This window comes from Roseimaritima multifibrata (assembly GCF_007741495.1).
In the GTDB taxonomy this organism is placed as follows: domain Bacteria; phylum Planctomycetota; class Planctomycetia; order Pirellulales; family Pirellulaceae; genus Roseimaritima; species Roseimaritima multifibrata.
This window is the reverse complement of sequence record NZ_CP036262.1, coordinates 6,939,911-6,964,743: the sequence shown is the minus strand read 5'-3', so window position 1 is coordinate 6,964,743 and position 24,833 is coordinate 6,939,911. Positions and strand designations below refer to the sequence as shown.

Here is a 24,833-nt window from a genome sequence, read left to right as displayed (position 1 = left end):
ATTTGAATTAGTCGTTCCAGTGTTCAATCGCAGCACTCACATCCCCGATTTGGATGGTGGGAACCGACCAGCCGGGACGCTGTTTGGCGCGGCGACGTTTGCGAGTTCTCTCGCTCCATCGATCGCGAACTTCACGGGCCCGGATTCGAATTTCTTCGGGGCTGGGATCTTGTGCCTGCTCGCTGTTATCGTGGTGATCAGAAAATGCGACCATGATCTATCTCCTCTTGAGTTTTATTGATCCGTTGCGAGCAACAGGCTCGGCCATTTATTGACTGTGATTGTTTAACGAAAGATCAATAAAGCACGTCGCGTGCCAGAGCACTAAGAAGGGCGAAAAGTAGCGGTTTTCGCAGGCTGGATTATTCGAATTTTACAAACGTTTTCTAAGCATTTCCGGGCTCAGTTGATTACGTAGGTAAATTGTAATTTTGCCGTGTGCAGAGAAATATAGAATTGCTAGCAGCCGAGTATTTGACGGTTGGCTGGGGCGTCTTTCCGCGGTGGGGCATTCTGCCCCGCTTGCGGGATGTGAAATCGATTGGTGACGGTTTCCGAGTGGGAACCACCGTCTCGCGACGGTAGCTACGGCAGTCCCGTCGCGACGCTCGCCAGCGCGTCGACAGAGCGGCAATCAGTCACCTGTGAAATTCACGTCCCCTAGGCGGCTTCGGCAGAATCTCCACGGCAAAGCGAGCGATAAAACGCGTTCTTTGCGAGCAGAGTGTTATGAGGCCCGATGTCGGTCAGGATTCCCTCTTCGATAACCGCGATCCGGTCGGCGAGGGCGAGCGTCGTTGGGCGGTGGGTAATCATCAGCCCGGTTCGATTGACAAGGAATTTCTTCAATGCCTCGTGGATCAACGCTTCACTTTCCATGTCGATTTGGCTGGTCGCTTCGTCCAAAATCAAAATGTCAGGTTTACGCAAAAAGGCTCGAGCAAGTGCAATCCGTTGCATTTGTCCGCCGCTCAAACGAACGCCGTTTTGCCCCAATGGAGTATCGTATCCAAATTCGGTTTTTTCACGAATGAAATCGTCGGCATACGCTTGTTTGGCGGCGAGGATCACATCTTCGCGAGAGACGCGTGGCATCCCATAGCGAATGTTGTTCAGGATGGTGTCATCGAAAAGAACGGTTCGTTGGGTCACCAAGCCGATGCGTCGCCGGAGATTACGCAGCGACATCTTCGGCAACGGCACGTTGTCCAGCAGGACTTCGCCACCCTGCGGATCGTCAAATCGGCAGAGCAAACTGATCAGGGTGCTTTTGCCCGAACCATTGGGGCCGACAACTGCCAAACATTCGCCTCGGGGGATCGTTAAATCGATTCCATTTAAGACAGGGGGTCCCGATGGATAGCGAAAGGTGACGTTGGAGAAGATGATGTTTTGGTGAGGCCGAGCGACCGATTGCGGACGTGCCGGTTCGGTGACTCGGACAGGCCGATCGATTACTTCGTAAACGCGAGAGGCCGCCGCGACGCCGCGTTGTAGGCCGCTCCAGACGTCCGATAGTTTTCTAGCCGGGTCGGAAGCGCCGATCAGGAAACCAAAGAACATCAGCATCTCGCCTGGGCCAAGCGGCTTGTTGCTCATGTGCAAGCCCAGTAGTTCGGTCTGCCGGTTGATCACCAGGTAACCGCCAGCAAGGATTGCCAAGCAAACCATGCCAAGGCCGAGGAACTCGGAAACCGAGCGAGCCAAAGTATTGTACAGAGCCATTTTCATCGAACGCCCGTAATAGGCGTGGATGCTTCGTTCGAATCGAGCCCGTTCGAAGGCTTGTGTATTGTAGGCCTTGATGACTCGGATCCCCGAAAAGGCATCGTTTAGCATGCCATATAGCTGGGTCATTTCATCCATCACCCGACGACTGGCGCGGCGAATGCTGCGGCTTAGGCTGTGCATGATGATCACCATCAAGGGAGCTACGACCATCACAAGAAGTAACAGGCGTGGACAAACCCAAGCGGCGCCGGCAAAGCAGACAATCATTTTTAGCGGTTCGCGGACAAGTCGCCCAAGCAAGACGGTAATGCCACCGTTCAGATGCCCAATGTCATTGGTCAAGCGGGACGTTAGCCCCGCTGATCCGTTGTCGCCGAATTCGTCCAGATCCAGCCGCAGGGCGCGGCGAAAAAAGAGCGACCGAACATCGTTTGCCGCTCGCATCGCTAAGTCTTGGACCAGCATCAAATTGATGCCGAGGGCCACCAGTTTCAATAGCGTTCCGGCAATCAGCAGCCCGATCATAAACGAAAGGGTCCCAAAAGCGGTCTCGGGAAGGTACTGATTCGCGTAGGGTTGAAACCAGCGCAGCGAATCCAGCGAGCTCTCGTAGGCGGTGCGCCGAGTGATCGCGAATTCAAGCGATAGCTCTAACTGGTTCCGTTTCTCTACGCCTGGCTTACTGGAAAGCTGCTGGTTGATCTCAGCGATTTCCGTTTCGGTTTCGGCAATCTGTTCGAGCGAATTGTCGATTTCCTTTGCGATATAACCAGGGACACCGTCTCCTTTAAAGACGATTTCAACCATTGGATATAACGCACCGATGTTCAACCCCCACAACAGGGCGACGAATACGGAAGTAAAAATACATCCCGCTAGCGTCCAGCGTCGCTTAGTGACGAGGTGGAGAACACGCCGGAAATCTTTCATGACTGTCGAATGGTTTTGCGATGGAACGAAGGCTTTCTATCGCGGTTTTAGCGGACCATCCAATCTGGAGAAAGACGAATCAGTAAGGTTTTCGAAATCCTCTCCGATTTGCCGTTTATGCTAGCATTTCCTGAGCTTCGGTGATCTCTTCGGGGAGCGTGCAATACAGGTTTTCGATGTCCTGAAGATCCAGTCCAATCGAAGCAACGATCTCTGGATCGAGGGACGTGTTGTCCATCGATCTTATGAATTCGGCTTGCATTTGAACCGCCATGAAATTGGCGATATGGACGATGCTTGGTAGCGGTCGGAGTTCGGTAGGAAGTTCTTGGGGAGCGTGGTGGTAGCGGGTGGCGTTTTCTAGCGAGATCGGGAAGTTCCATTTGCGGCAGAGCCCCGCGCCGAACTCTTGGTGAGTGGCTCCGAAAGCGGACGCTTCTGCGGCCAGCAATGAGAATTCGTTTTCCGGTGGGAGCGAGTGGATCCACTGGATAAATTGGATTCCGAATGCTTGCATTTCCACCATGATTCCGATGTCATGAAGCAGACCGGCCAAAAAGGCAGTTTCTGGTTTTTCCATTCCGGATGCTTGGGCCAGTTGCCTCGCCGCGATAGCAACCGCGATACTGTGGAGCCAAAGCTTGCTAGCATCGAATTTTGAATCGGCCGATTTGGCTTGAAAGACTTTTTGAAGGCTGGCCGCGATCGCGGTGTTTTTGACCGCGTTCATGCCCAGCATCACGACCGCCTGATTGAGCGAATCGATTTGGCGTGGAGCCCCATAGAACGCCGAATTGGCAAGCTTTAGCAAACGTGCCCCGAGGGCAGGGTCTCGAGAAACGATCGCGTGGATGTCCTCGACCGAACAATCTGGATCGGTTGCCATTGCCATGATCTTGTTTGCAATGGCTGGCAAAGTTGCGAGGTTGCGTATTTTTAGGATCGCATCCTCAACCGCGACAGGAAAGTCGGGGGCGATAAACGGAACGGGTCGTAGAGCGGTCATTTAGTGGCACCGGGGAGGCCGGCTTGGGGGGAAGCAACCGAGTGGGCTATGGCAAGTGCGGAATTTGTCGAGCTTGCTGAGGTCGGGTTGCGATTGCTTGGGGGGAATTCGGTGGTGGAACAGACGAAGTCTTGAAGTCGTTGTACCGTCAGCGGCGCCGAGAACAGGTAGCCCTGCCCAAATTCACAGCCCATCGCTTGGATCAGCGTTAACTGTTCACCGTTTTCAATTCCTTCGACAACCACTTTCAGATTCAGATTATCGGCAAGGGCGACGATTGTGTGCAGTAAGGCTCCGAAATTTTGAACTTGATTTAAATTTGCGACAAATTCACGGTCAATTTTTAGCACATCGATCGGAAATTCATGCAAGCAGGAAAGGGATGAATAACCCGTCCCGAAATCGTCGATGTCAATTTGAACGCCAAGTTGTTTCAGTTCACGAAGAATGGCGATCGAGGTCTCTCGATCGTGCATGATCATGCTTTCGGTGACTTCTAAGTGAAGCCGGTGAGACGCTATGTTGTGTTCGGTTATCGCTTGGGTAACGATTCGGCAAAAATTGGGCAGGAGCAGTTGTCGGCGCGAGACATTCACGTGGATCGATGGCGGCGTCAGCGAGCCAAGCGTCTTTTCCCACTCGGCCATCTGCCGGCAGGCTTCCTGTAGGACCCAGTTGCCGATCGATTCGATGATCCCTGTCTCTTCGGCGATCGAGATGAAGCGTTCGGGGCCAATCATTCCATGCTCTTGATGGTTCCAGCGGATCAACGCTTCGACGCCTTCGATCTTTCCAGATTCTAAGGAGATGATCGGCTGGTATACCAAGTTCAATTCACGACGTTCGATGGCCGTATGCAATTCGTATTCGATCCGCAGGCGTGCTTCTGCTTGTTCGCGGAGGTCGCGATCGAAGACAACGTAGTGAGCCCTTCCCGATTTCTTTGCTTCGTACATGGCAAGGTCGGCGTCACGCAGCATCTCACGCGCAAAGTGATAGGGATTGTCGCTGGTAACGACTCCGATACTTGCGGAGGAGTAGACCGTATGGTTGCCTAGTTTGTAGCTGTCGCTGAAAACTTGTTTCAGACGCTCGGCGACAATGATTGCGTCTTCGGGACGATTTAGTCCGTCCAGCAGCACTACAAATTCGTCGCCGCCCAGTCGAGCCGGCAGAATGACATCGGTCAGTCGTTTGGTTTCACGAAGCGTTGTGCGAAGGCGGTTGGCAATTTCTTTCAGTAGTTGATCACCGACATCGTGCCCCAAGCTGTCGTTGACTAATTTGAAGCGATCGAAATCAAGATACAGCAACGCGAAATGACGATGAGCTCGCCGGTCGATTGCATTTTGAATCGATTGCAAAAGCGAATCTCGGTTGACCAATCCGGTCAACGTATCGTGATACGCTAATTCATGAAGCCGATCTTCCAGGCGTTTACGATCACTGATGTCGACTCGAAGAGAAAAATAGCTGTGTGGATTGCCTTGTTCGTCCAGCATTGGAGCGATGGTCGTATCCATCCAGTAAAGTGATCCGTCTTTTGCCCGATCGCAGACCTCGCCGTGCCAGATTTTGCCACGTCGAATGGTCGAGTACATCTCGCGAAAGAACTCTTCCGGATGCCGCCCTGACTTTAGAATCTGGTGATTTTTTCCCAGCAGTTCCTCTCGGGAGTATCCCGATATCTGGCAGAAATTGTCGTTGACTTCAATGATCTTTCCGGTCACATCGGTAACCACCACAATCCCCGCAGCGCTGACGGCTGAGCGAAAAGCGGTTAGCGTTTCATTGGCTTTTCGACCTTCTTCGAACTTTATTACCGCCGGATCGGTGGTGATAAAGCGAAGCGAGTTGTCGCAAGCGTTGATGTTAGGATTGTTCACGAATTAAGTATCACTGTTACTCGTGGCGCGTGACGAGATCGAATCACGTGAGTTGGACACAAGGACGCTCAAAGGTTTGAATTCCCGGCTTGGCAACGACGTCGAGCCATGCTGCGGTCTTTTCAATATGGAACGGAGCCTTCAGTGAACCTTAGGTTGAAGCTGTACAAATGGTTCATCCTTCCCAGTTGATTGTTCAGCGCACCACCGGAATGGGGAGAAGCTTTTACGGAACCTGCCGGTTGTAGGGAGGCTGAGTGCCTCAGGCGGCAGGGGCGTTCGCGAAACCCATCAAATCATTGACGGCTTGCAACGCACTTTCGACCGTGCTGGCAGAGCGGATTCGCTGCAGGCAATCGATTTGTCGCGGCAGGATGGGCAGGGCCGTTCCAGAGGTCGGCGGGACCGGGACTAAGGTTTTAACAATCGCTTCGATCAACCGAGGAAGTCCGTCGCCGGTGGTTGCCACGGTTTCAAAAAAGGTTGGATCCGGATTGGTACTTGCCGGTTCCTCAGGCCGTAGATCCACTTTGTTCAATACGGACAGTACCGGTGTCGACCCCTCATAAGAGAAGGTCGACGGTTCCGACGAGTCCCGTGAAGCGTCGGTAACCAGCAGGATTAGGTCGGCCTCCGCCATCTCCTGCTGAGCGCGTGCAATTCCTTCTCCTTCAATGGCATCGATCGCGACTCGCTGCCCGGCGGTATCGCTTAGCTCAATGGGCCAACCTGCAAAGACGACGTCCGCGGATAAGACGTCTCGAGTGGTGCCTGGCGAGTCGAAGGTGATCGCACGTCGGTAGCCAAGTAATCCGTTCAGTAAACTGCTTTTGCCAACGTTGGGAGGTCCGGCGAGGACCACCTTCCAAGGTTGCGTCAGATGGATTCCGATTTCGCGGGCCTCCAGTATCGATGCAGCCTCGGATTGAATGGAGGAAAGAATGGCTGGATCGGTCGGCTGGGAAACCGGGACGGCACCCTCGGCTGGCGAAGTCGCAAGCAGTAGTTCCGCACGCCAGGATAAGGCTTGCTGATGCAATGCGCCGCGGACTTGGTCGTACGCGATGGCGGCGGTTTTGCGGGTCGATGTTTGCGAAAGGATCTGTTCGGCTTCGGCCTGTAAAAGAGGGACGCCCTGGGCGGTCAGCCATTCGGACCATTCACATCTTTGGGCACCGCTTGCCTGCAAATCGGTAAGGATCTGTTCGACGGCTGCTTTTCCGCCGTGGCAGTGGATTTGAAAATGGTCTTCGCAAAGAGGCGTGACCACAATCGATTCGCCTGCGCGCTCCGATCGGCCATTCCAGGTCCCATAGAGAATCCGGTTTGGGGTGAATTTTGCGGTAGGGCTGGCCGGTTGGAAAAATGTTTTTAGCAGCACAAGTGCTTGCGGGCCCAGGATCGCAATCGATGCGACTCCACCTCGCCCCGATCCCGTCAGTTGGCATGTGAGCGTAGGCATTTAATTCCTTGCGATGCCGCCGATAGTTTTAAACAGCCCGATGAAGAACAACGCCGCCGGATAAATGAACACGCGGCCAGCGGCTAGGCCGCCAAAAAACCAGACGACACTTCCAACCATGATGACGACGCCCCAGAAAATTGCCGATACGTCGGCTCCTGCGGTAGGCTTTTCTACCGGTGCAGAAGAAGTGGGCATTGGTGGTATCGGCTGAAGCGAGTCAGGGGAGGCAAGGTCTCGGTCGCCGCCTCGGCTGATCGGGGCGGAATCGTCGTACCGATCGTTCCCTGCAACTTGCTTTTGATGAGCCTCGAAGTCATCAAAGGGACGCGAAACGACCGGCCCAGCAGGAACCTTCTCCGGAGCGTTGTAGTCCTCTGTGCTTTCGTAGGTCGCAGGATGAGCCGAATAGTGGCTGCTTATTGCAGGGACACGCATGATCGAACCACACTGGCAGCGGGCTTTTTTGCCTGCGTTTTGATCCAATGCCTGCAAGGGCGTGCCACATACGTCGCAGGAGAAATCGATCATGATTGGGTATGCCATCGAGGAACTAGGAGGGCTTATGATAACACTAATCGGCTGTTTCCGGAGCCCTTGTTTGCCGCGGTTTATCTGCGGGGGGTGAATCGCCCCGCCTGCTTGCCGTCCCTGTCGATTCTATCAACGTCGGACGTGGGGGCCTACAATGAACGGCATGCGAAGACCGTGGCAAAAAACCTTGCGAACCGTTGAAATGGATGCGGCGTCCGTGGACCGGTGTGACTTTGAACGAAGGCAACATCGGCCGCTTCGTCAGGCGACTTTCATTCGCTTGCTGCAGGGGCCAAATTTGGTTTCTTTGGATGCCCCCGTGGTCGCGGTCTCTTGGGCGTTGTTGCTGTCGTTTGTCTATCTGCAGCCCCGCCCCGAGAAGGTCGCGTTCGCATCCGAATGGTGGCCGTCGCTGGTGGCGTTGTTTGGAGCGGTTTGGCTGATCTATTTGACCGATCGCTTGCTCGATTGCCGCCGCCTGAACTTCGATCAGGAGGTCCCTGCCAGGCACCGTTTCACCCAGCGATGGGGAATTCCTTTGTGGAGAACTTGGGGGGCGGTGTTGCTGCTGACGGGGGTGGTGACTCTTTTTTGTTTGGAGCGACGGTTGTGGGTCGGAGGGGCCGCATTGCTCGGCGGCGTACTGCTTTATGGCTGGACCGTCCATGCAAGTGCTCGCCTTCGTCGCGGGGTCCCCAAGGAGTTTATCGTCGCGATCATTTTTGCCGCCGGTGTGGGGCTGCCGACCCTTACGGTTGTTCGAAACCGGTCGGTCTTCCTTTCGCTTCTTTCGATCGCCTGCCTGTTTGCGCTGAACTGCTTGCTTGTTTCGCGGTCGCAGCGTCATAGCGATCGCCAGCAACAGATTGGGTCCGCGGTCCTGCGGTTTCCCTGGCTGGCATCCTTGTTGCCATGGTTTGCCTGCTTGGTTGTGATTTTGGTAAGCGGTTTGTGGGCGTACGAAGCAGTCCCAGGACCGGTTGGGCTGGCGCTGGTCGTGAGTGGTGTCGGGTTGGTCGGGCTGTCGTTTTGCACTTGGTCGGTGGGAGCACTGTTGGCCGATTACGTCTTGCTATCTCCCATTCTTGTCATGGTCCTGTTTTCATGACGCGATCGACATCGTGCGATGGCCCTGAACACGCAAATCACAGCGCCTCGCAGTCGGATCGCTGCAGCAAGGGATACGATTCTCTGGCTCCTTGGTACGAAACTCTGGAAAGGCTGCGGTTTGGAAGTGGTTTGCAACGGGCTCGAGTCGCGTTGCTTGCCGATTTAACCGAGCGGCTGAAGGATTGCTCGGAGGTGCTGTTCGTTGGAGACGGCGACGGTCGTCTGCTTGAGGCGTTTGTGCAGGCGTATCCGCAAACGCGTGTCACCAGTATCGATATCAGCAAGGAAATGATCCGTCTGCAGCAGGAACGGCTGGAGCGTGCCGGTTTGGCGGACCGAGTCCAGTGGCAGACGGTCGATATCGCTCAGGCCGACTACCCCGCGGGTCACTTTGATTTGATCGTGACCGCGTTTTTCCTAGACTGCTTTACCGAGACGCAGATAAAGCCGCGGTTGCAGCAATTAGATAGCTGGCTGAATCATGCGGGCGTCTGGTATGTCGTTGATTTTTACGTCCCCAAGCCGATCCCTCAGCGTGTTTGGGCTGAGGTGTGGCTGGGGATCATGCACCTGTTCTTCCGCTGGCAGACCGGTTTGCAAGCCTGGCGTCTGGTCCCCGTCGATCGGCTCTTTCGCGATCTAGGGTGGGAATGCCGCACGGAAAAGCGGACGCGATTTCAGCTTCTAAGAGCGGCTATTTTCCAGCGACGCCGAAACGCTGTTGGAACGCGTGCGAGCGAATGCGGAAAGGCGAGCCAGCGCCACTGGGATTGCGATGATGATCAGCGAAGCGAGTAGCACGCCAGCCGCATATCCCGCAAGATTCGCAGGCTGTGAAGCGAGTGATTGAAGGTGGGCTTGTCCGTGAAAAACACCAAATAGGGCAAGGGTCGCAACCGCAGCGGTCGATGGGTTTTGGCGACGAAGCAGCAAGGCAACGCTGACAATGGCTGACAAAACGATCGCGACCGTGGCCAAGGGCAGTTGGTACCCCGCCAACGCGATCATCCCCCCAAGGCTGCAACTAGCCAAGAATAGTGCAGGGATACCCCACGTTGCACGGCCTCCCAGGCGGAGCCCAAGAATCGCTGTCGCTAACAGTGCGATGAGGTGGTCCAAGCCGCTAAAAGGGTGAATCAATCCTTCACCAAATCCGCTTTGATGGGCATGCCCAGGATGTGCAAATGCCATCGTCGGAACCGCGAGGACAAGTAGGCAGGTCAGCAAAAGCGGGTGGTGGGGTCTCATTGATTCACTCCGGTAGGTCCAGAGGACCTTTTGATAGGTTGGAGGCGAAGCACGACAAACCCCGCCAAGGCCTACAACTTAGTGACATTGGGAGCGGATGGGGAGTGGTGTTCCGCATTCCAATCGCCAGCCAGTCCGACGTGATGAGCGATGCCGTAGCGGTAAGCAGAGCGTCCACATATGTCCGCAATTTTCTAAGCGGCAGGGCGCGAGCCCTCCGGCCAGTCCGTGGTGTTTCAGAAGCGATTGCCGGACGGCTTGCGCCGTTCCGCTAAGAAGACTGTCCGCGACTTTCTTAGCGGCAGGGCGCGAGCCCTCCGGCCCATCCGTGGTGTTTTCAGAAGTGATTGCCGGACGGCTTGCGCCGTTCCGCTAAGAAGACTGTCCGCGATTTTCTTAGCGGCAGGGCGCAAGCCCTCCGGCCAGTCCGTGTTGCTTTAGAAGCGATTGCCGGACGGCTTGCGCCGTTCCGCTAAGAAGACTGTCCGCGACTTTCTTAGCGGCAGGGCGCGAGCCCTCCGGCCAGTCCGTGGTGTTTCAGAAGCGATTGCCGGACGGCTTGCGCCGTTCCGCTAAGAAGACTGTCCGCGACTTTCTTAGCGGCAGGGCGCGAGCCCTCCGGCCCATCCGTGGTGTTTTCAGAAGTGATTGCCGGACGGCTTGCGCCGTTCCGCTAAGAAGACTGTCCGCGATTTTCTTAGCGGCAGGGCGCAAGCCCTCCGGCCAGTCCGTGTTGCTTTAGAAGCGATTGCCGGACGGCTTGCGCCGTTCCGCTAAGAAGACTGTCCGCGACTTTCTTAGCGGCAGGGCGCGAGCCCTCCGGCCCATCCGTGGTGTTTTCAGAAGCGATTGCCGGACGGCTTGCGCCGTTCCGCTAAGAAGACTGTTTGCGACTTTCTTAGCGGCAGGGCGCGAGCCCTCCGGCCCAGTCCGCGTGGTTTCAGAAGCGATTGCCGGACGGCTTGCGCCGTTCCGCTAAGAAGAATCGCCGCTCGCCGCCACGCTCCGCTTAGATTGCCGAGGAGCTCTTGATAACCGGAATGAGAAGTGCCATGACGACGATCAGCACGAGCGTTGCCATTACCAACAGCATCACCGGTTCCAGCAGTCGCACGAACAAGTCCAAGCGACGGAAGGTTCGTTTCTCCAAACTATCGGCAATCGTTGGTAAAACCGATTCCAGTGAATTGCTTTCCTCTGCAACGCTGATCATCTCGACGACGGTCGTCGGGAAGTAGCCGCTGGCGCGGAGAGGTGTTGCCAGGTTTTCGCCGGCGCGAATGTTCTCGCTCGCTTCGCCGATCGAGCGGCTGAGCAAGCGGTTTCCTGTGGCGGCTCGGCTGATTTCTAATGATTTCAAAATGGGAACGCCGTTGCCCAGCAGCGTTCCGAGGACTCGGCAGAATCGAGCCACCGATAGGCTCATCAAAATTTCCCCTAGAACAGGGACTTTTAGTTTCAGTTTGTCGGCCGTGAATTTGCCTTCTTCGGTTTGCAGTTTCATTCGGATCAGGAATCCGATCGCGATCACCGCGATGACAACAAAAATACCGTAGGACTGCAGCATCTTGCTGAAGCTTAGCAAGCCGTCGGTGATCGCCGGCATTTCCCCTTTGTCGCGCAGTCGTGCGAACAGCGGATCGAATTTGGGGACAAAGAAAACGATTAGGACTGTGATCACAATCGATCCGACGCCAAACAGGAAAACGGGGTAGGCGAGGGCACTGACGGTTTTGCCTTTAAGGTCTTCCTGCAGTTCGGTGAAGGTGCTGACGCGTTCTAGTGCGTCTTCCAGGAATCCGCCCTCGGTCCCTGCGCGGACCATGTTGGTTCCCATTTCGCTGAAGACTCGCGGGTAGCGTGCCATCGCATTCCCGAGCGGTTCGCCTTCTTCGACTCGCGAACGAATGTCGGTAAGGACCAGTTTTAGGTTTTTGTCCGAGGCTTGCTCGCTTAAGACCGTCAACGCGCGCATCATCGATACGCCACTGCGGAGCAGCGAAGCTAATTGGCCATAAAAGATGGCCATTGCCTGTGGTTTGACTTTGCGAGACCGAAGGCGATCGGGCGCCGCCGCATTTCGGTCGGCCGGTTTGACGTCGATTGGAAAGAGCGAGCGAGCAGCCAGTTGGGCGGCCGCGTCCCGTTGATTTCCAGCATCAACGGTGCCGGTAACTTTTTTGCCGCTGCTGTCGCGGGCGACGTATGCAAAATCTGCCATGGATTAAACTCGGTCGCCTTTGGTAAGTCGCACTACTTCGTCAATGCTGGTTCCTCCGGCGATCGCCTTGTCCCATGCATCCATTCGCAGGGTTCGCATTCCATCTGCGAGGGCTGCCTTTCGGATGTCCCAGCTGCTAACACGGTCATGGGCCAGTTGCCGGATGGATTCACTGCTGACAAGCAATTCGTAAACCCCCATTCGACCGCTGTAGCCGACCTTGCGGCAAGCCCGGCAGCCGACGCTGCGGAAGAGGGGGCGGCCGTCCAGTTTCTCCCAAGGGAAGTCGCTTGGTAGGTCGTCGCGTTTCGGCGTGTATTCCTCTTTGCAGTCTTTGCACAACCGCCTTACCAGACGCTGGGCCATCACCGCTTCAACCGTGCTGGCGACCAGGAAGGGCTCGACGCCCATGTCGGTCATACGGGTGTAAGCCCCCGAAGCATCGTTGGTGTGCAGGGTGCTGAACACAAGGTGACCGGTAAGCGATGCCTGGATCGCATTTTCGGCTGTTTCCAGGTCGCGAATTTCCCCGATTAAAACGATGTCGGGGTCATGTCGCAGGATGCTTCGCAGCGAAGCCGCAAACGTCAGCCCAATTTTGGGATGGACCTGAATCTGGTTGATTCCGTCCAGCTGATATTCCACCGGATCCTCGGTGGTGATGATTTTATTGTCGGGCCCTTTGATTTCCATCAGGCTGCTATACAGCGTGGTCGTTTTTCCCGACCCGGTGGGTCCGGTGACAAGCACGATTCCGTGTGGCATTCGGATCAGTTCGCTGAACTGACGGTACGTTTCGGGGTCCATCCCCAGGCCTTGCAGGTCAAAGACCATCGACCCTTTGTCCAGGACACGCATGACCAACCCTTCGCCATGGATCATCGGGATCACACTTAGGCGGATGTCGACTTCGCGGCCATGGACACGGAGCTTGATCCGGCCGTCCTGAGGGAGTCGTTTTTCCGCGATGTTCAGTCGAGCCATGATTTTTAGGCGACTGATGATGGCGGCTTGGAAACGATTGATCTCCGGTGGAACCGGTTGTGGGTGAAGGATGCCGTCGATGCGATAGCGGATGACCAAGCCATCGGACTGCGATTCGATGTGAACGTCACTGGCTCGCGATTCGATCGCTTCCAGCATGATTTCGTTGACCAAGCGAACGACCGAGGCTTCTTGAGCCATTTCGGAAAGTTCTGAACCGTCGGTTTCAATTTGGTCTAACAGTTCGACTTCGTCATCGTCCGACGTGGCTGCCATCAGCCCCTCGACCGTCTCGCTACCAACACCCATGTGCCGTTTGACCAGTCGAGCGATTTCACCCCGCTCGGCGATCACCGGCGTGATGTTGATCCCGATCGCTGCGCTCGCTTCATCCAGTGGGTATAGGTCCAGCGGATCGGCCGTCGCAACCAGTAGGGATCCGTTCTCATTACGGATCGGAAACAAAGCGTGTCGGTAGATCAGTTTTTGCGGAAAGCCTTTCAGGACGGACAGATCGACTTCGGTTTCTCGCAGGTCGACAAAGTCCAGACCGACTTCATCGGCGAGGACTTGAAGGGCTTCGCGTTCGTCGACGTAGCCCAGTTCGACCGCGGTTTGGATGACTCCAGAAGCTCCCCCGTTGCGGCTGTGCTTTAGTTGCTCAGGCGTAAGGAGTCCCCGCTTACGTAGGATTTCACCCGCTTCCATGATCATGATTGTGCTGTCCAAAAGTGCGTTGGGGAATGTGTCATCTTAGCGTCCGCCGCGACCGCCGCCGCCTGTTTGGCCGCCTCGTCCTCCTCCTCCACCCCCTCGGTTGCCCCCGCCACCAGCGCGTCCACCTCCTGCGTCGCCGCCTCGGGAGGAGCGAAAGGCTTCGATCCGGCGACGAATGTCGTCTGCGGAAGTGGCCGCGGCTCGGTCATTGTTGGTCGAGGTGGAATTGGTGGAGCTGGAATTCGATTGTGCCGTCGTGGTCGTCGTCGTTTGTCCTAAGATCGATTCCAAGGCTTGCTGCACAACGGCCGGATTAATGGAGCCGTCAAGCGTGATGACTTGAGTCGTTTCTTCGGATTCAGCACCCGCTTGATCGATTTGTTCGACGAGGGAAAGGATGTCTTCGAAGTCTTGCGGGGTTGCCGTTACGATCAGGGTGTTGCTTCGTTCGTCGACGGCAACCGCGACTTTGGCTGGTTCGCTTTTCGCTCCTTCGGCAGCACCGCCGCCGCCGCCTCGGCCGCCGCGTCCACCACCACCTCCGCGAAGGGCGGCGATAATGTCTTCGGGGCGTGGTTGGTTGTTGCCTCGTCCAGCGTCGCCGCCACCGGCTGCGGTTGCCATTTTATCAGCGTAGACGCCTTTGATGATTTCGGCGATCGATTTTGCTTCCGTATAGATAACCGGAATCAATCGAGGCTTTGCGACGGTCTGGATATCTTCGGGGCTTTCTTCGCGGTCGATCACTTCCAGGATGGTTTCGATGGTTTGCATGTCCAGTGCGTTGGCTTGGATGATCAATGCATTCAAGCGATCGTCGGGGACGATGCTGACCGAACCGGTCGCGGTTAACACGGGGCCGCTGCCCGATTCGCCGCCGCCACCCAGGCCCATCATCCCGCCAAGCATTCCCAGGCCTCCGCCCAGTTCATCCAGCAGGCCGCCGCCCAAGGCTCCTCCGCCACCACCTGAATCTCCGCCCAGGATCTCGGTTACCATCGTTTGAGCTACCGAAGCTTTGACGAATTTTAGCCAAAAAACGGTGGGAGCTTGATTGCTGAAACTGGACTGTTCGGAAAGCGTGCGAAGGAGGTCCTCAAATTCGATCAAGGCCAATGGATCGTCGGAGGCAACGATTAATCCTTGAGCCGTCGGAGTGATGACAATTTCCGATCCTTTACCATCTTCTTCGTCAGTCGGTTGGGTGGAGTTATCGCTTGTTGGCTTCGCCGCTTCGGCAGGAGTTGCCGCTGGTTCCTGCGTTCCGGCAGTCACCGGAAGCGGGGATTGTTGATGTATCAGTTGGCGGGCGGGCGACTGGGCCTGGGCCTGTGTGAAGTAGCGATCGAAGGCGTCGTTGGGATTCGAACGCATGACCGTTCGCATCAGCCGTTTTGTAGGAGCATGGCTTGCGAAACGATCCGCATTCCTACGAGGAAGGGATGCCTCGGGGATGCCCTGTAGTTTGGGATCCGATTTGCCCGCTTCGGGATGGAGCGAACGTTGGGGAAGCCCCTCCGTGTTGGATCCGCCGGAAGGCGTGATCATCCGAATTTTGTTCTTGCGTCCGGTGACTTCCCACATCATCTGGGCTTGTTGCAGGAGGTCCGCGGCATTCTGCCCGGTATAGGGGAGCACGCGAATGCGGTCGCCGATCGCCCCTAGGCCATCCCCACCTTCCAGTTGAGTGATCAGGTCTTTGGTCAATTGGATCTCTTCGGGAGTCCCGCGAATCCACAGGCGACCGGTGATTGGGTCTCCATCGACAACCGGTCCCTTGGTGTTTTCTTCTGTTTTGCCGAAGAACTTATTGATCGTTAGGAGGGCTGCGGAAGGTTCAAGCCGCCGGAGTTGAATCGTTTCGACCTGGACGCCTTTGCCCTCTAGTTTGTCGAGCGCCGAGCCGACGATCGAATGGGTTTCGGGGCGAGCGAACACGATCAGCGAATTGGTTCCTGGGTCAAGCGAGATCCGCGTGTCCGGCAGTCCCGCTAGCAAGGTTTGCATCACATCAAAAACGGTTGTCGAATCGGCGACCGTGATCGGGTAGGTTCGCAGTTCAGGCAGCTGGACAGGAGTGTCCATGTCTCCTTCTGGAAGAAGGTTTTGGTCCGCTTTTTCGACGATTCGTTGCAGTAACGTGACGGCCGATGGCTCGCCCGCGACATACAATCGATCTCCAAATGGATCGACAGCAATCCGGATCGAATCATTTGCGTTTTGATCCTCTTCAAGCTGAAGCAAAGGTCGAGCTAACGCGAGGATTTCTTCAGCGCCTCGGTGTTGCAGTTTGATTTCGGTGACTTCCAGCCCGGCGGTGGTCGCGTCGGCCAATACTTTTCGGATCCCTTTTAAGCGGGCAACCGTGTCGGTGACCATGACTTGGCGAGCCGAGGAGAGGACGGTCATCGGCATGCTGGGTCCTAGCATTTGACGCAGTTCTTCGTCCGCTTCGTCCGCCGACATCGCACCGAGTGGAAAAATGCATTTGACGATGTCGGATTCGGCGCGGTCGTCAAGATCTTCCGGAGTGACCACTTCGGCGATGTTCTCGATGTATTTGCCGGCCAGTGGGCTTTCAAGATCGATCAGCATCAGCAACCGCCCGCGGCGGACCAGTGCATAGCCTCGATCAAGAAGTTGCCGGTTGATTTGGTCGAGTGCTTCGGGAATCGAATACTCGCGAGTCGGATCAACAAAACTTAAGGTCCCTTGTGGGAATCGCTCCGCTTTCAAAGAGAGGTCCGCTTCTTCGCTTAGCCATAGCAAAACGTCCTTCCAGGAAGTGTTGGAAAAATTGAAGCGGACCGATTGCTTGCCGATCGGTCGGACCATCGCCGCCGCAGCCTGAGCTGGAGTCGGATTGATCGCCGCAGGAGCAGGTTCGTCCGCCGCAGGGGCGGGGTCCGCTGTTGCAGGGGCATCCGCCTCAGCAGCGGGTTCGTCCGCTGCAGGAGCGGGGTCATCCGCTGCCGGAGCAGGTTCGGCTGCTGCCGGAGCAGGCTCCTGACCTTGAAGGGACGGTAGCGGTGCACTGGCAGAGACGCAAGTCAAGAAAAGCGATACGGTTAAGAATCGTAGGAGCATATTCACACGCGGGGAAAAGCGTCGGTTTGGAAAAGCCAGCACGGTTGTATCCAACTCATCCTAATTAAGGGGGAAAGTCATGGAATTGCCATTTTCCTAAATAGCGACTCTCCGAGCCCTCTTAGCTGGGGTTATGCCTATTTAACCCGGTTTATCACCGAGAGTTCCGTCTCATTTGTCTCAAAATAAGGGCATTCTGGCTGCTGGTTTCGTTATTGGGCCGTGATCCTGTCCTCCTTGTTCGTGATCGTCGTCGGTATCGTGGCGAGTCCGCGAGGCAGGATTGCCGTCTACGCAGGTCCCATCAATATCCGCGCAGAGGCAGGGGGCTAACGTAGTTATCCAGTGCCGCCGAGCCCTTTTTCTTAGCGAATCGGCGCGAGCTGACCGGCCAGTGGGCGGAGTTTTTAAGGCGATGGCGAACCGGTTTGCGCCGTTCCGCTTGGGGGGGCGATGGCATTGGTCAGCCACCCGTAATCTGCTTGCTAGCACTGCGAAAAACGGTGCCTTGTCGATCCGTCTGGGGTCGTCGGTGTGCTGGGATTTTTTTGTCGGGGCGTTCTCGTTGCATTAAGTGGAACCGTCGTAGTCGAAAAAACCGGAATTTTTACGTTTTTTTCGACCGGCTGGACTATCTCCGTGCGGATCGCGTTAAGCGAGATCTATCCCCCAATCCTTCGTCTCTACGGGGCTTTGATTCTCATTAGTGTTTATAAGTCGCGCTAATCCTGTTCGTTGTTATGTATTAGCGCTGACGATGCTTGTCGGGTTGCCTATCGGTTTGTGGATCCTTAGTTAACCTTTAAAAGTGATGAGAAGGTTTCAATTGCAGCGTGTGGCTTGCGGGAACGATTGTCCCAATCAAAGCACAACTCATCCGTTTTTTATTTTAGTGTATTTTTTGGAGTAAAGAGAAATGGTTGCCTTTAGTACTCGCCGGTTTCAAAACCGAAGAGGCTTCACCCTGGTCGAATTGCTTGTTGTGATTGCGATCATCGGTGTTCTGGTAGGGTTGTTACTGCCGGCCGTTCAAGCGGCTCGCGAAGCGGCTCGCCGAATGTCCTGTTCGAACAACATGAAGCAGCTCGGCCTGGCGCTTCATATGTATCACGACACGAATCAGCGGATGCCTCCCGCTTCGTTTGTTGCGGACGTTACCACCAACCGGCCTGCGTCCTGGTTAGTTCGTATTCTTCCTTACATGGAACAGAGTGCGGCATACAACCTTTCGACTTTTAGCGGTACCGATTGGGCTTCGCGCTCCGACGGCACCAATCTTAACTGGCTGCCGTACAACGGTCTGGTCGTCCCTTCGTTGGCTTGCCCATCCAGTCCCTTGCCTGGAACTCGCGTGGATCCGGCCAGTGCCGGAACGATTGCTTTAGGAGCCCCCGCCGAGCTGGAAGTTCAGATCTCCAGTTACGTCGGTGTGAATGGTGACTACAACGAAGACAACTCGCAGTGGAACGGATACCACGGCATGAGCGATTACAACGGGATCATTGTCCCTGTCGATGATCGCAATCGATTGACCGTCCGCTTCGCATCGATCACCGACGGCACCAGCCAGACTGTGGCGATTGGCGAGCAATCCAACTTCACTCGCGTCCGTTTGGCCGATGGAACTTTTGATAAATACGACCAGCGCGCAAGTAACTGGTGGGGTGGTGCATGGTCCGGCGGTGGCGGCGGAACGAGCACCGATTCGGAGGCATATTGGATGAATATTTCTTCATCACGAGTCGGCATTAACTATGTCGCGACGTCTCGCTATTCGCCTCATGGAATTGGTCCCTATTGGTATGGTCGTCCAGGCCATCACTCGATTTTCACCTCGGCTCATCCCGGCGGGGCGCAGTTCACTTTGGGGGACGGTTCGGTCCGCTTCCTTTCGGAGAACATGCGGTTCGAAATTTTCTCGTTGCTGACCAACCGAGCTGATGGCCAGGTTGTCCCCGGCGACAGTATCTAATGATCAAAGGAAGTGCCGAAGTGGTGCCAGCCTCGTTCCTTGTTGCCTAACAGCACAGCGGAATCTGCGAGGCCACCTTCCTTTAATGCTTCATCTTTTTTGGCGGAGCGGTTCACGCCGCTCCGCTAAAGAGATTATTCGCAAGTTCCCAATGATAGGCGGGGTAGGTCGCAAACCGAGTCGGCTTGCTTCAAGATTCCCAACTGGAACCCTAAGGGTTATTCAAATGAAACAACAAACTTTGAGCAATCGAATATCGTTACTGCTAACCCTGTTCACCGGGATGGCGATTGTCGTGACGGTTGGTTGCGGCGGCGGAGACATGCCAGAATTGGCAGAGGTCACCGGAACCCTAACCAAAAAAGGTGAACCGATGGTCGGTGCACAGGTGGAATTTTATCCGGACTCCGAAGGTGCCGCATCGTACGGGCTGACCGACGAAGATGGCAATTTCAGTCTGGCCTATTCGACCGGACCGCTCGGTGCAGCGATCGGCACCCATAAGGTGACCGTCATCGGAGGCCACGTGAAAGGCAAAGGGACTAGCGAGCCCGCTGCCCCGGCAGCCGTTGGCGAAGAAGCCGCCGAGGGGACCCTTGCACCTGTCCAGATGGATGGAGGTTCACGAACTCGCGGCGGAGGCCCAGGCGAAGTCAAAGGCTTGACCGCAGTCGTCACCGCAGAGGGGGAAAACCATATCTTGCTGGAGATGGCTCCTTAGTCACTGGGGCAATCAAAATAATACGACCGCGGATCGTCCAGCGGCAGCAGAATCTTGGGTTTTGTTGCCGCTGTTTTCGTGGACGATGCATGGCCGTTTCCCAGGTGAGCGAAGAGGGCTAGTCGCAGCGAGGGCTGCCGTTTTTGCATTGCGGTGGTGGATAGGTCATAATGAGGGCCCTTCCTCAGAAATGAAATTCCCTACCAATCTCGCTGGCGTGCAATGTGCAAGCTTCAATCGCTGCATTCCCTTCTCTGCGTCGCTGCCGTCTTGATGGTGCTGGCGATCTTAATGGTGCCGGCGGTATCGCTTGGTGCTGACCCAGCCGCGAAAGAGGTTGCTTTTTTCGAGAAGAAGATTCGTCCTGTCCTGGTGAACCACTGCTATGAATGTCATTCCAGTGAATCCGATGACGTGGGCGGAAATCTGCTGCTTGATTCACGCGAAGGCATCTTGGCAGGTGGGCAATCGGGACCCGCTTTAGTTGCGGGGGACGCCCAACGCAGTCTGCTCGTTCAAGCATTGAAGTATGAGCATATTGAGATGCCGCCAGCAGAACCGCTGCCACCTCAAATTGCCAACGATTTTGCCAGTTGGGTCGCCGCAGGAGCGATCGATCCACGCATCGCCAAACCGGCAGCGATCAAACCCGATTCGCTCGCTGAGACGAATTTGTGGTCGATGATGCCGCGACAGGATCCTCCGGTCCCCTCGGTGGTCCAGGCGGATTGGCCTTTGGATCCCCTCGATGCGTTTATTCTGTCCAGGATAGAAACGGCCAAGCTGCAACCGACCTCGGACGCACCTCCCGCCGTGTTGGCGCGTCGTTTGTATCACGACCTGATCGGATTGCCGCCTACGTTGGCGCAGATCGAATCCTTTGCGGCGGACATCCAAACCAATCGGCAGTTGGCGATCGAAAAATTGGTCGATTCTTTGTTGGACCTTCCTCAGTTCGGAGAGCGATGGGGACAGCACTGGTTGGATGTCGCCCGCTTTGGCGAATCGAACGGAGACGACGGGCTGGGACGCAATCCGACCTTCCCGCACGCTTGGCGGTACCGGGATTACGTCGTCGATGCACTGAATCGTGATACGCCCTACGATCAATTTTTGACCGAACAGATCGCTGGCGATCTATTGCCCGCAGAAACGGCCGATCAGCGGCATCGGCAATTGATTGCGACAGGATTCCTGGCGATCGGCAGTAAGCCTGCGGTCGCGATGAACGCGAACTTCGCAATGGATGTGGTCGACGATCAGATCAATGTTGTGGGCTCGGGGATTATGGGGTTAAGCATCGCATGTGCCCGATGTCATGACCATAAACATGATCCGATCCCAACAAGCGACTATTACGCTTTGGCGGGCATCTTTACCAGTACCGAATCGCTTTACGGGCGGGCTGGCGACGAAAAATTAACCGCTCCTCCGACCGATCTGCATCCACTGCGTTCCGCAGCGGGTGGGACCGATGATCCCGTCCCTCCGGCGGCGACGCCGGCTGCCTTTCCAGAAGGCTACTCGCAAGCAATCGATCAGCTGGCCCCCGACCTGCATGTTGTCGGCAACGAACCGCCAAAAACACTCCAGTTCGATTCCAAGGTGAAGTTCTCGCCCAAAGCTTGGGTCGAGGTCAAGGAGACGCAGCTCCGTGGCAAGGTTTCCGCAGCTGCGAATGATTACTCCGTTAGTTTCTGGTTTAAGAACCACATCGGAAACAAAGTGCGTCCGATCACCGCCTACCTCTTTTCTCGGGGGCCTTGGGGGAATAAAGCGGTGCCGGGAGATCACATTGGAATTGGTGGTAAGTACAACCTTGCACGTGCTGGCAAGTTGTTTGTCTTCAGTGGAAATGGTGATAAGAAGTCCGTTGTTGGGACAACGGTGATTGCTCCGAATACTTGGAACCATGTCGCTTTGGTGCGAAACGAAGCGTCCGTCAAATTGTATTTGAATGGTCGGTTGGAGATCGATGATTCGTTGCCATCCACATTCAAAGATTCCCTCGAATACAACTTCGCAAGTCGGACGGACGACTTTGCACCATTGGATGGTCAACTGGCCGAAATCGCTCTGTTCGAGCGAGCACTGACCGAAGAACAAGCTCTTCAGTTGCACACGGCCAGTGGGCAGCCCAAGGGCGTTGCAACGCTCGGTTGGGCGATGGGGGTTCGCGACAAGGCAAAACCGGTAGATTGTGCGATTCGCATCGGTGGAGAATCCAACAAGAAAGGGCCGGTTGTCCCGCGCGGAGTCTTGACCGTCTACGATCAGGTTTTCACCGACAAAACCGCGGACGCGAGTTTTCATTTTGAGAGCCCAGGCGAAGGAAGCGGCCGAAGGGAATTGGCGAAGTGGTTAACCGACCCTCGCCATCCGCAGACTGCCCGCGTGATGGTCAACCGAATCTGGATGCATCTATTTGGGCATGGGATCGTGCAAACGCCCAACGACTTTGGAGTTTACGGAGCCAAGCCTTCGCATCCTGAATTGCTAGATCACTTGGCAGAGCGATTTGTTGCAGGAAATTGGTCGATCAAACGCCTGATCCGCGCGCTGGTTCTCAGTCGAACCTATCAGCTTGATAGTTCCTCGCCCCGTTCGCAGAATGCGTTAGATCCAAACAATCAATGGTTCGCCAGGCATTCTCGCAAGCGTCTGGATGCCGAATCGCTCCGTGATGGAATCTTGGCGGTCTGCGAGAATCTAGACCATCGACCCGCTAGCGGGTCGGCCATCGAGAAAGTGGTCGCACTAATCAATTGGCCTCCGGGGAATGCTACGAACCACCATTTCCCCAGTGCGCATCGCAGTCTGTATCTCTGTCGCTTGCGGCATGCTCCGCCACCGGAACTGGCCGCCTTTGATCTTCCGACTGGCGTTGAAGTGGTTGGTCAGCGAGAAGAAACGACGCTCCCCACACAGGACTTGTTCCTGCTGAATAATCGCTTGGTGGTCGAGCAGTCGCAGCGGTTCGCCGAACGATCATTGCAGGACCAAACGTCGTCGCCAGATCAGCGGGTCGAAACGTTCTTCCGCCGCATCCTATTACGAGAACCATCACCCGTTGAACGGGAGCAAACGGTTCAATATGTCCAAAAAACGATCGAAATGCTAACCGTTCCGGGGCATTCGGAATCTTCTGCCCAGCAGCAGGGCTGGGCCGGTTTGGCACAGGCGTTGTTCGCATCGAATGAATTCCGTTTCGTCGATTAAATCGAAGTCATAGACCACAGGTTAAGTTCCATGTTCGCCTCACGACGTCAACTGCTGCAGTCCACTTCATGTGGGTTTGGCTACCTTGCACTGCAATCGCTGCAACAGCGGTCCGCTTCAGCGGCGACGGATACGGCCGACTTCGTTCCCGCTCGAGCCAAACGCGTTATTTTTCTTTGCATGAGCGGTGGTCCCGCTCAGATGGATACGTTTGATTACAAGCCTCAAACGACCAACAAAAAGCACCCTGGGTCGGGGTTTGCATTTCAGAAGCATGGCGAAAGTGGTATCCAGGTTTCCGAACTGATGCCCGAAACCGCCAAGCATGTGGATCGGTTGTGTGTGATCAACGGGATGCACGCCGATACAGGAAATCATGCTCAGTCTTTCTTGCAGATGCATACGGGTGAAAAACTGAGGAAACGTCCAAGCATGGGATCGTGGATTACCTACGGCCTGGGAACCGAAAATGAAAACCTGCCCGCATTCATCAGCCTGAATGCCGCCAAGCCGTCGGTTTACTCGAGTGAGTTTTTGCCGACGGCGTTTGCCGGAACCCCGATCGGCACCAATGGGGAGGACATGTCAAAAGCGGTCATTCAAAATGTGAAAAGTGATCATTTGCCATTGGCTGCGAAACGCCAGCAAGTTGATTTTTTGCAATCGTTAAATCGGCAGCACTTGGTTGGGCGAAAGGATGATGCTCGCTTGGAAGGTGTGATCGAATCGATGGAGTTGGCCTTTCGGATGCAGGCAAGTGCTCCTGAATTGTTGGATCTTTCCAACGAGTCAGCCGCCACGTTGGAACGCTATCGAGTTGGTAAGAAACTTTCGGTGGGAACCTGTCGCCCAACCGATTTTGGGCGTCAATGCCTGTTGGCACGACGCTTCGCGGAAGCCGGAGTTCGCTTTATTGAATTGAATCATGGCGGCTGGGATCAGCACACAAACCATCGACGTGATTTGAAGGCCAACTGTGAAACGGTGGATGCCCCGATCGCAGCCTTGCTGGACGATTTGGCGACGCGTGGACTGCTGGATGATACGCTTGTCGTCTGGGGCGGCGAGTTCGGGCGGCCGGGCTTGGTTCCCGAAGGCAAAGACCAAACGGGACATAACTACCGAGGGTTCACTTACTGGCTGGCCGGAGGTGGCGTTAAGGGCGGATACGTCCATGGCAAAACGAATGACACGGGGTCGCAGGCTGTGGAAGGAAAAGTTCACTTCCGCGACCTTCATGCCACTATTCTGCATCTGCTGGGGCTGAAGCATGAGAGCCTTGATTATTTCCATGACGGGCGGACACATCGGTTAACCGGCCCGGAAGGCGGCAAAGTCGTTCACGACTTATTTGCATAGCCTTGCTGAAAATAAGAAGCGGCTTTGGTGTTTTTTGCCAATCAAAGCAGGCGGCGGCTGCACCGCAGATTGCGCCGGCTATGTGAGCTTCGACCAACGGTTGAAAGCTGTCGCTATTCACAAACAGGATCTCTCCTGTAATCCCTTCGTAGGCCAGTTTGCCCAGCATGCACGCCACTCCCACCGCTGCGGCAGTGGCGAAAATTCGATCTCCCCTTCGCAGGTTGTTTTTGATCGCGGCGATTCCAAGCCAGGTAAAGAGCATCGTGTCGATCCCTGAAAGGCCTCGATAAGAAGCGATTTCCGGACAGCTAATGACAATCCCCGCCGAAATAAGGGGCAGGCTGGCTAGCAGGATCGCTGGGTACCATTTGCGATATCTCGATTCGCAAATCACTGACAGCACGGCGAACATTCCGCAATCCCAGATCAAATGGGAAAGATCAAAGTGAGTCACGTGGCCGCTGAACCATCGCCACCATTCGCCTTCGACAGCTTTGCTGAAATCAAGCTGAAACCATTCTGTGATCGCTGGCGATGCGGCACTGAAAACCGATAGAGCAACGATCAAAATGGTTATGGGGTAGCGGCGAAACATGATGGTTCCAGGTGTGTTAATTGCTCTTTTAGGAATGGTCCTGTCACC

At 55.5% G+C, this 24,833-nt stretch carries 17 protein-coding genes; 6 read left to right on the top strand and 11 right to left on the bottom strand.

Features of this window, described 5'->3' with window-relative positions:
* Positions 1–7: 7 nt before the first annotated feature.
* From FF011L_RS25190 to FF011L_RS25165, 6 genes are all read right to left on the bottom strand, one after another.
* Positions 8–214 (bottom strand): hypothetical protein, encoded by a 207-nt coding sequence (locus FF011L_RS25190; protein ID WP_145354686.1) that lies wholly within the window; start codon positions 212–214, stop codon positions 8–10.
* Positions 215–660: 446 nt separating this feature from the next.
* Entirely contained in the window at positions 661–2,661 is a 2,001-nt protein-coding gene (locus FF011L_RS25185) for an ABC transporter ATP-binding protein (RefSeq protein ID WP_145354685.1), read from the bottom strand.
* Between the two features lie 115 nt (positions 2,662–2,776).
* Positions 2,777–3,667 (bottom strand): HDOD domain-containing protein, encoded by an 891-nt coding sequence (locus FF011L_RS25180; protein WP_145354684.1) that lies wholly within the window; start codon positions 3,665–3,667, stop codon positions 2,777–2,779.
* Positions 3,664–5,553, bottom strand: coding sequence for a putative bifunctional diguanylate cyclase/phosphodiesterase (locus tag FF011L_RS25175; RefSeq protein ID WP_145354683.1), 1,890 nt, complete (start codon positions 5,551–5,553; stop codon positions 3,664–3,666). Before FF011L_RS25175 ends, FF011L_RS25180 begins: the two co-directional genes overlap by 4 nt.
* 262 nt (positions 5,554–5,815) lie before the next feature.
* Positions 5,816–7,015 (bottom strand): GTPase, encoded by a 1,200-nt coding sequence (locus FF011L_RS25170; RefSeq protein WP_145354682.1) that lies wholly within the window; start codon positions 7,013–7,015, stop codon positions 5,816–5,818.
* A complete protein-coding gene (locus FF011L_RS25165) occupies positions 7,016–7,561 on the bottom strand; it encodes a hypothetical protein (RefSeq protein ID WP_145354681.1) in 546 nt (181 codons plus the stop codon).
* A gap of 151 nt (positions 7,562–7,712) precedes the next feature.
* Between FF011L_RS25165 and FF011L_RS26625 the strand changes: the two genes are divergently transcribed.
* Positions 7,713–8,657, top strand: a complete 945-nt coding sequence (locus FF011L_RS26625; RefSeq protein WP_218932881.1) for a hypothetical protein — start codon at positions 7,713–7,715, stop codon at positions 8,655–8,657.
* On the top strand, positions 8,654–9,457 hold the full coding sequence (locus FF011L_RS25160; RefSeq protein WP_218932880.1) for a class I SAM-dependent methyltransferase: 804 nt from the start codon (positions 8,654–8,656) through the stop codon (positions 9,455–9,457). The genes FF011L_RS26625 and FF011L_RS25160 overlap by 4 nt, the downstream gene beginning before the upstream one ends.
* Here the strand turns inward: FF011L_RS25160 and FF011L_RS25155 are convergent.
* The 4 genes from FF011L_RS25155 to FF011L_RS25140 all read right to left on the bottom strand — a co-directional run bounded on the left by FF011L_RS25155 (position 9,344) and on the right by FF011L_RS25140 (position 16,916).
* A complete protein-coding gene (locus tag FF011L_RS25155; RefSeq protein WP_145354679.1) occupies positions 9,344–9,907 on the bottom strand; it encodes a HupE/UreJ family protein in 564 nt (187 codons plus the stop codon). The two genes, FF011L_RS25160 and FF011L_RS25155, sit on opposite strands and share 114 nt — an antisense overlap.
* Before the next feature lie 1,009 nt (positions 9,908–10,916).
* A complete protein-coding gene (locus FF011L_RS25150; protein WP_145354678.1) occupies positions 10,917–12,128 on the bottom strand; it encodes a type II secretion system F family protein in 1,212 nt (403 codons plus the stop codon).
* Between the two features lie 3 nt (positions 12,129–12,131).
* Positions 12,132–13,826: a GspE/PulE family protein gene (locus FF011L_RS25145; protein WP_145354677.1), complete on the bottom strand. Its 1,695-nt coding sequence runs from the start codon at positions 13,824–13,826 to the stop codon at positions 12,132–12,134.
* Positions 13,827–13,865: 39 nt separating this feature from the next.
* The gene (locus tag FF011L_RS25140) at positions 13,866–16,916 is read right to left on the bottom strand and encodes a secretin N-terminal domain-containing protein (RefSeq protein ID WP_246109953.1); all 3,051 of its coding nucleotides are present in this window, start codon (positions 16,914–16,916) and stop codon (positions 13,866–13,868) included.
* Positions 16,917–17,832: 916 nt separating this feature from the next.
* Here FF011L_RS25140 and FF011L_RS25135 point away from each other — a divergent pair.
* From FF011L_RS25135 to FF011L_RS25120, 4 genes are all read left to right on the top strand, one after another.
* The gene (locus tag FF011L_RS25135; protein WP_145354675.1) at positions 17,833–18,888 is read left to right on the top strand and encodes a DUF1559 domain-containing protein; all 1,056 of its coding nucleotides are present in this window, start codon (positions 17,833–17,835) and stop codon (positions 18,886–18,888) included.
* A gap of 226 nt (positions 18,889–19,114) precedes the next feature.
* On the top strand, positions 19,115–19,609 hold the full coding sequence (locus FF011L_RS25130) for a transthyretin-like family protein (protein WP_145354674.1): 495 nt from the start codon (positions 19,115–19,117) through the stop codon (positions 19,607–19,609).
* 222 nt (positions 19,610–19,831) lie between these two features.
* Positions 19,832–22,828 (top strand): DUF1553 domain-containing protein, encoded by a 2,997-nt coding sequence (locus FF011L_RS25125; protein ID WP_145354673.1) that lies wholly within the window; start codon positions 19,832–19,834, stop codon positions 22,826–22,828.
* A 30-nt stretch (positions 22,829–22,858) separates the two neighbouring features.
* Positions 22,859–24,187, top strand: coding sequence for a DUF1501 domain-containing protein (locus FF011L_RS25120; protein ID WP_145354672.1), 1,329 nt, complete (start codon positions 22,859–22,861; stop codon positions 24,185–24,187).
* On the opposite strand, the gene rrtA is transcribed toward FF011L_RS25120, so the two are convergent.
* Positions 24,072–24,785 carry a rhombosortase gene (rrtA, locus tag FF011L_RS25115; protein WP_218932878.1) on the bottom strand — a complete coding sequence of 238 codons (714 nt, stop codon included), beginning with the start codon at positions 24,783–24,785 and terminating at the stop codon, positions 24,072–24,074. The two genes, FF011L_RS25120 and rrtA, sit on opposite strands and share 116 nt — an antisense overlap.
* Between the last annotated feature and the right edge of the window lie 48 nt (positions 24,786–24,833).

Bases quoted from the DNA above. Each gene is read 5' to 3' on its own strand.
- FF011L_RS25190 (WP_145354686.1), bottom strand. From the start codon at position 214: ATGGTCGCATTTTCTGATCACCACGATAACAGCGAGCAGGCACAAGAT.
- FF011L_RS25185 (WP_145354685.1), bottom strand. From the start codon at position 2,661: ATGAAAGATTTCCGGCGTGTTCTCCACCTCGTCACTAAGCGACGCTGG.
- FF011L_RS25180 (WP_145354684.1), bottom strand. From the start codon at position 3,667: ATGACCGCTCTACGACCCGTTCCGTTTATCGCCCCCGACTTTCCTGTC.
- FF011L_RS25170 (WP_145354682.1), bottom strand. From the start codon at position 7,015: ATGCCTACGCTCACATGCCAACTGACGGGATCGGGGCGAGGTGGAGTC.
- FF011L_RS25165 (WP_145354681.1), bottom strand. From the start codon at position 7,561: ATGGCATACCCAATCATGATCGATTTCTCCTGCGACGTATGTGGCACG.
- FF011L_RS26625 (WP_218932881.1), top strand. From the start codon at position 7,713: ATGCGAAGACCGTGGCAAAAAACCTTGCGAACCGTTGAAATGGATGCG.
- FF011L_RS25160 (WP_218932880.1), top strand. From the start codon at position 8,654: ATGACGCGATCGACATCGTGCGATGGCCCTGAACACGCAAATCACAGC.
- FF011L_RS25155 (WP_145354679.1), bottom strand. From the start codon at position 9,907: ATGAGACCCCACCACCCGCTTTTGCTGACCTGCCTACTTGTCCTCGCG.
- FF011L_RS25150 (WP_145354678.1), bottom strand. From the start codon at position 12,128: ATGGCAGATTTTGCATACGTCGCCCGCGACAGCAGCGGCAAAAAAGTT.
- FF011L_RS25145 (WP_145354677.1), bottom strand. From the start codon at position 13,826: ATGATCATGGAAGCGGGTGAAATCCTACGTAAGCGGGGACTCCTTACG.
- FF011L_RS25140 (WP_246109953.1), bottom strand. From the start codon at position 16,916: ATGCTCCTACGATTCTTAACCGTATCGCTTTTCTTGACTTGCGTCTCT.
- FF011L_RS25135 (WP_145354675.1), top strand. From the start codon at position 17,833: ATGGTTGCCTTTAGTACTCGCCGGTTTCAAAACCGAAGAGGCTTCACC.
- FF011L_RS25130 (WP_145354674.1), top strand. From the start codon at position 19,115: ATGAAACAACAAACTTTGAGCAATCGAATATCGTTACTGCTAACCCTG.
- FF011L_RS25125 (WP_145354673.1), top strand. From the start codon at position 19,832: ATGTGCAAGCTTCAATCGCTGCATTCCCTTCTCTGCGTCGCTGCCGTC.
- FF011L_RS25120 (WP_145354672.1), top strand. From the start codon at position 22,859: ATGTTCGCCTCACGACGTCAACTGCTGCAGTCCACTTCATGTGGGTTT.
- rrtA (WP_218932878.1), bottom strand. From the start codon at position 24,785: ATGTTTCGCCGCTACCCCATAACCATTTTGATCGTTGCTCTATCGGTT.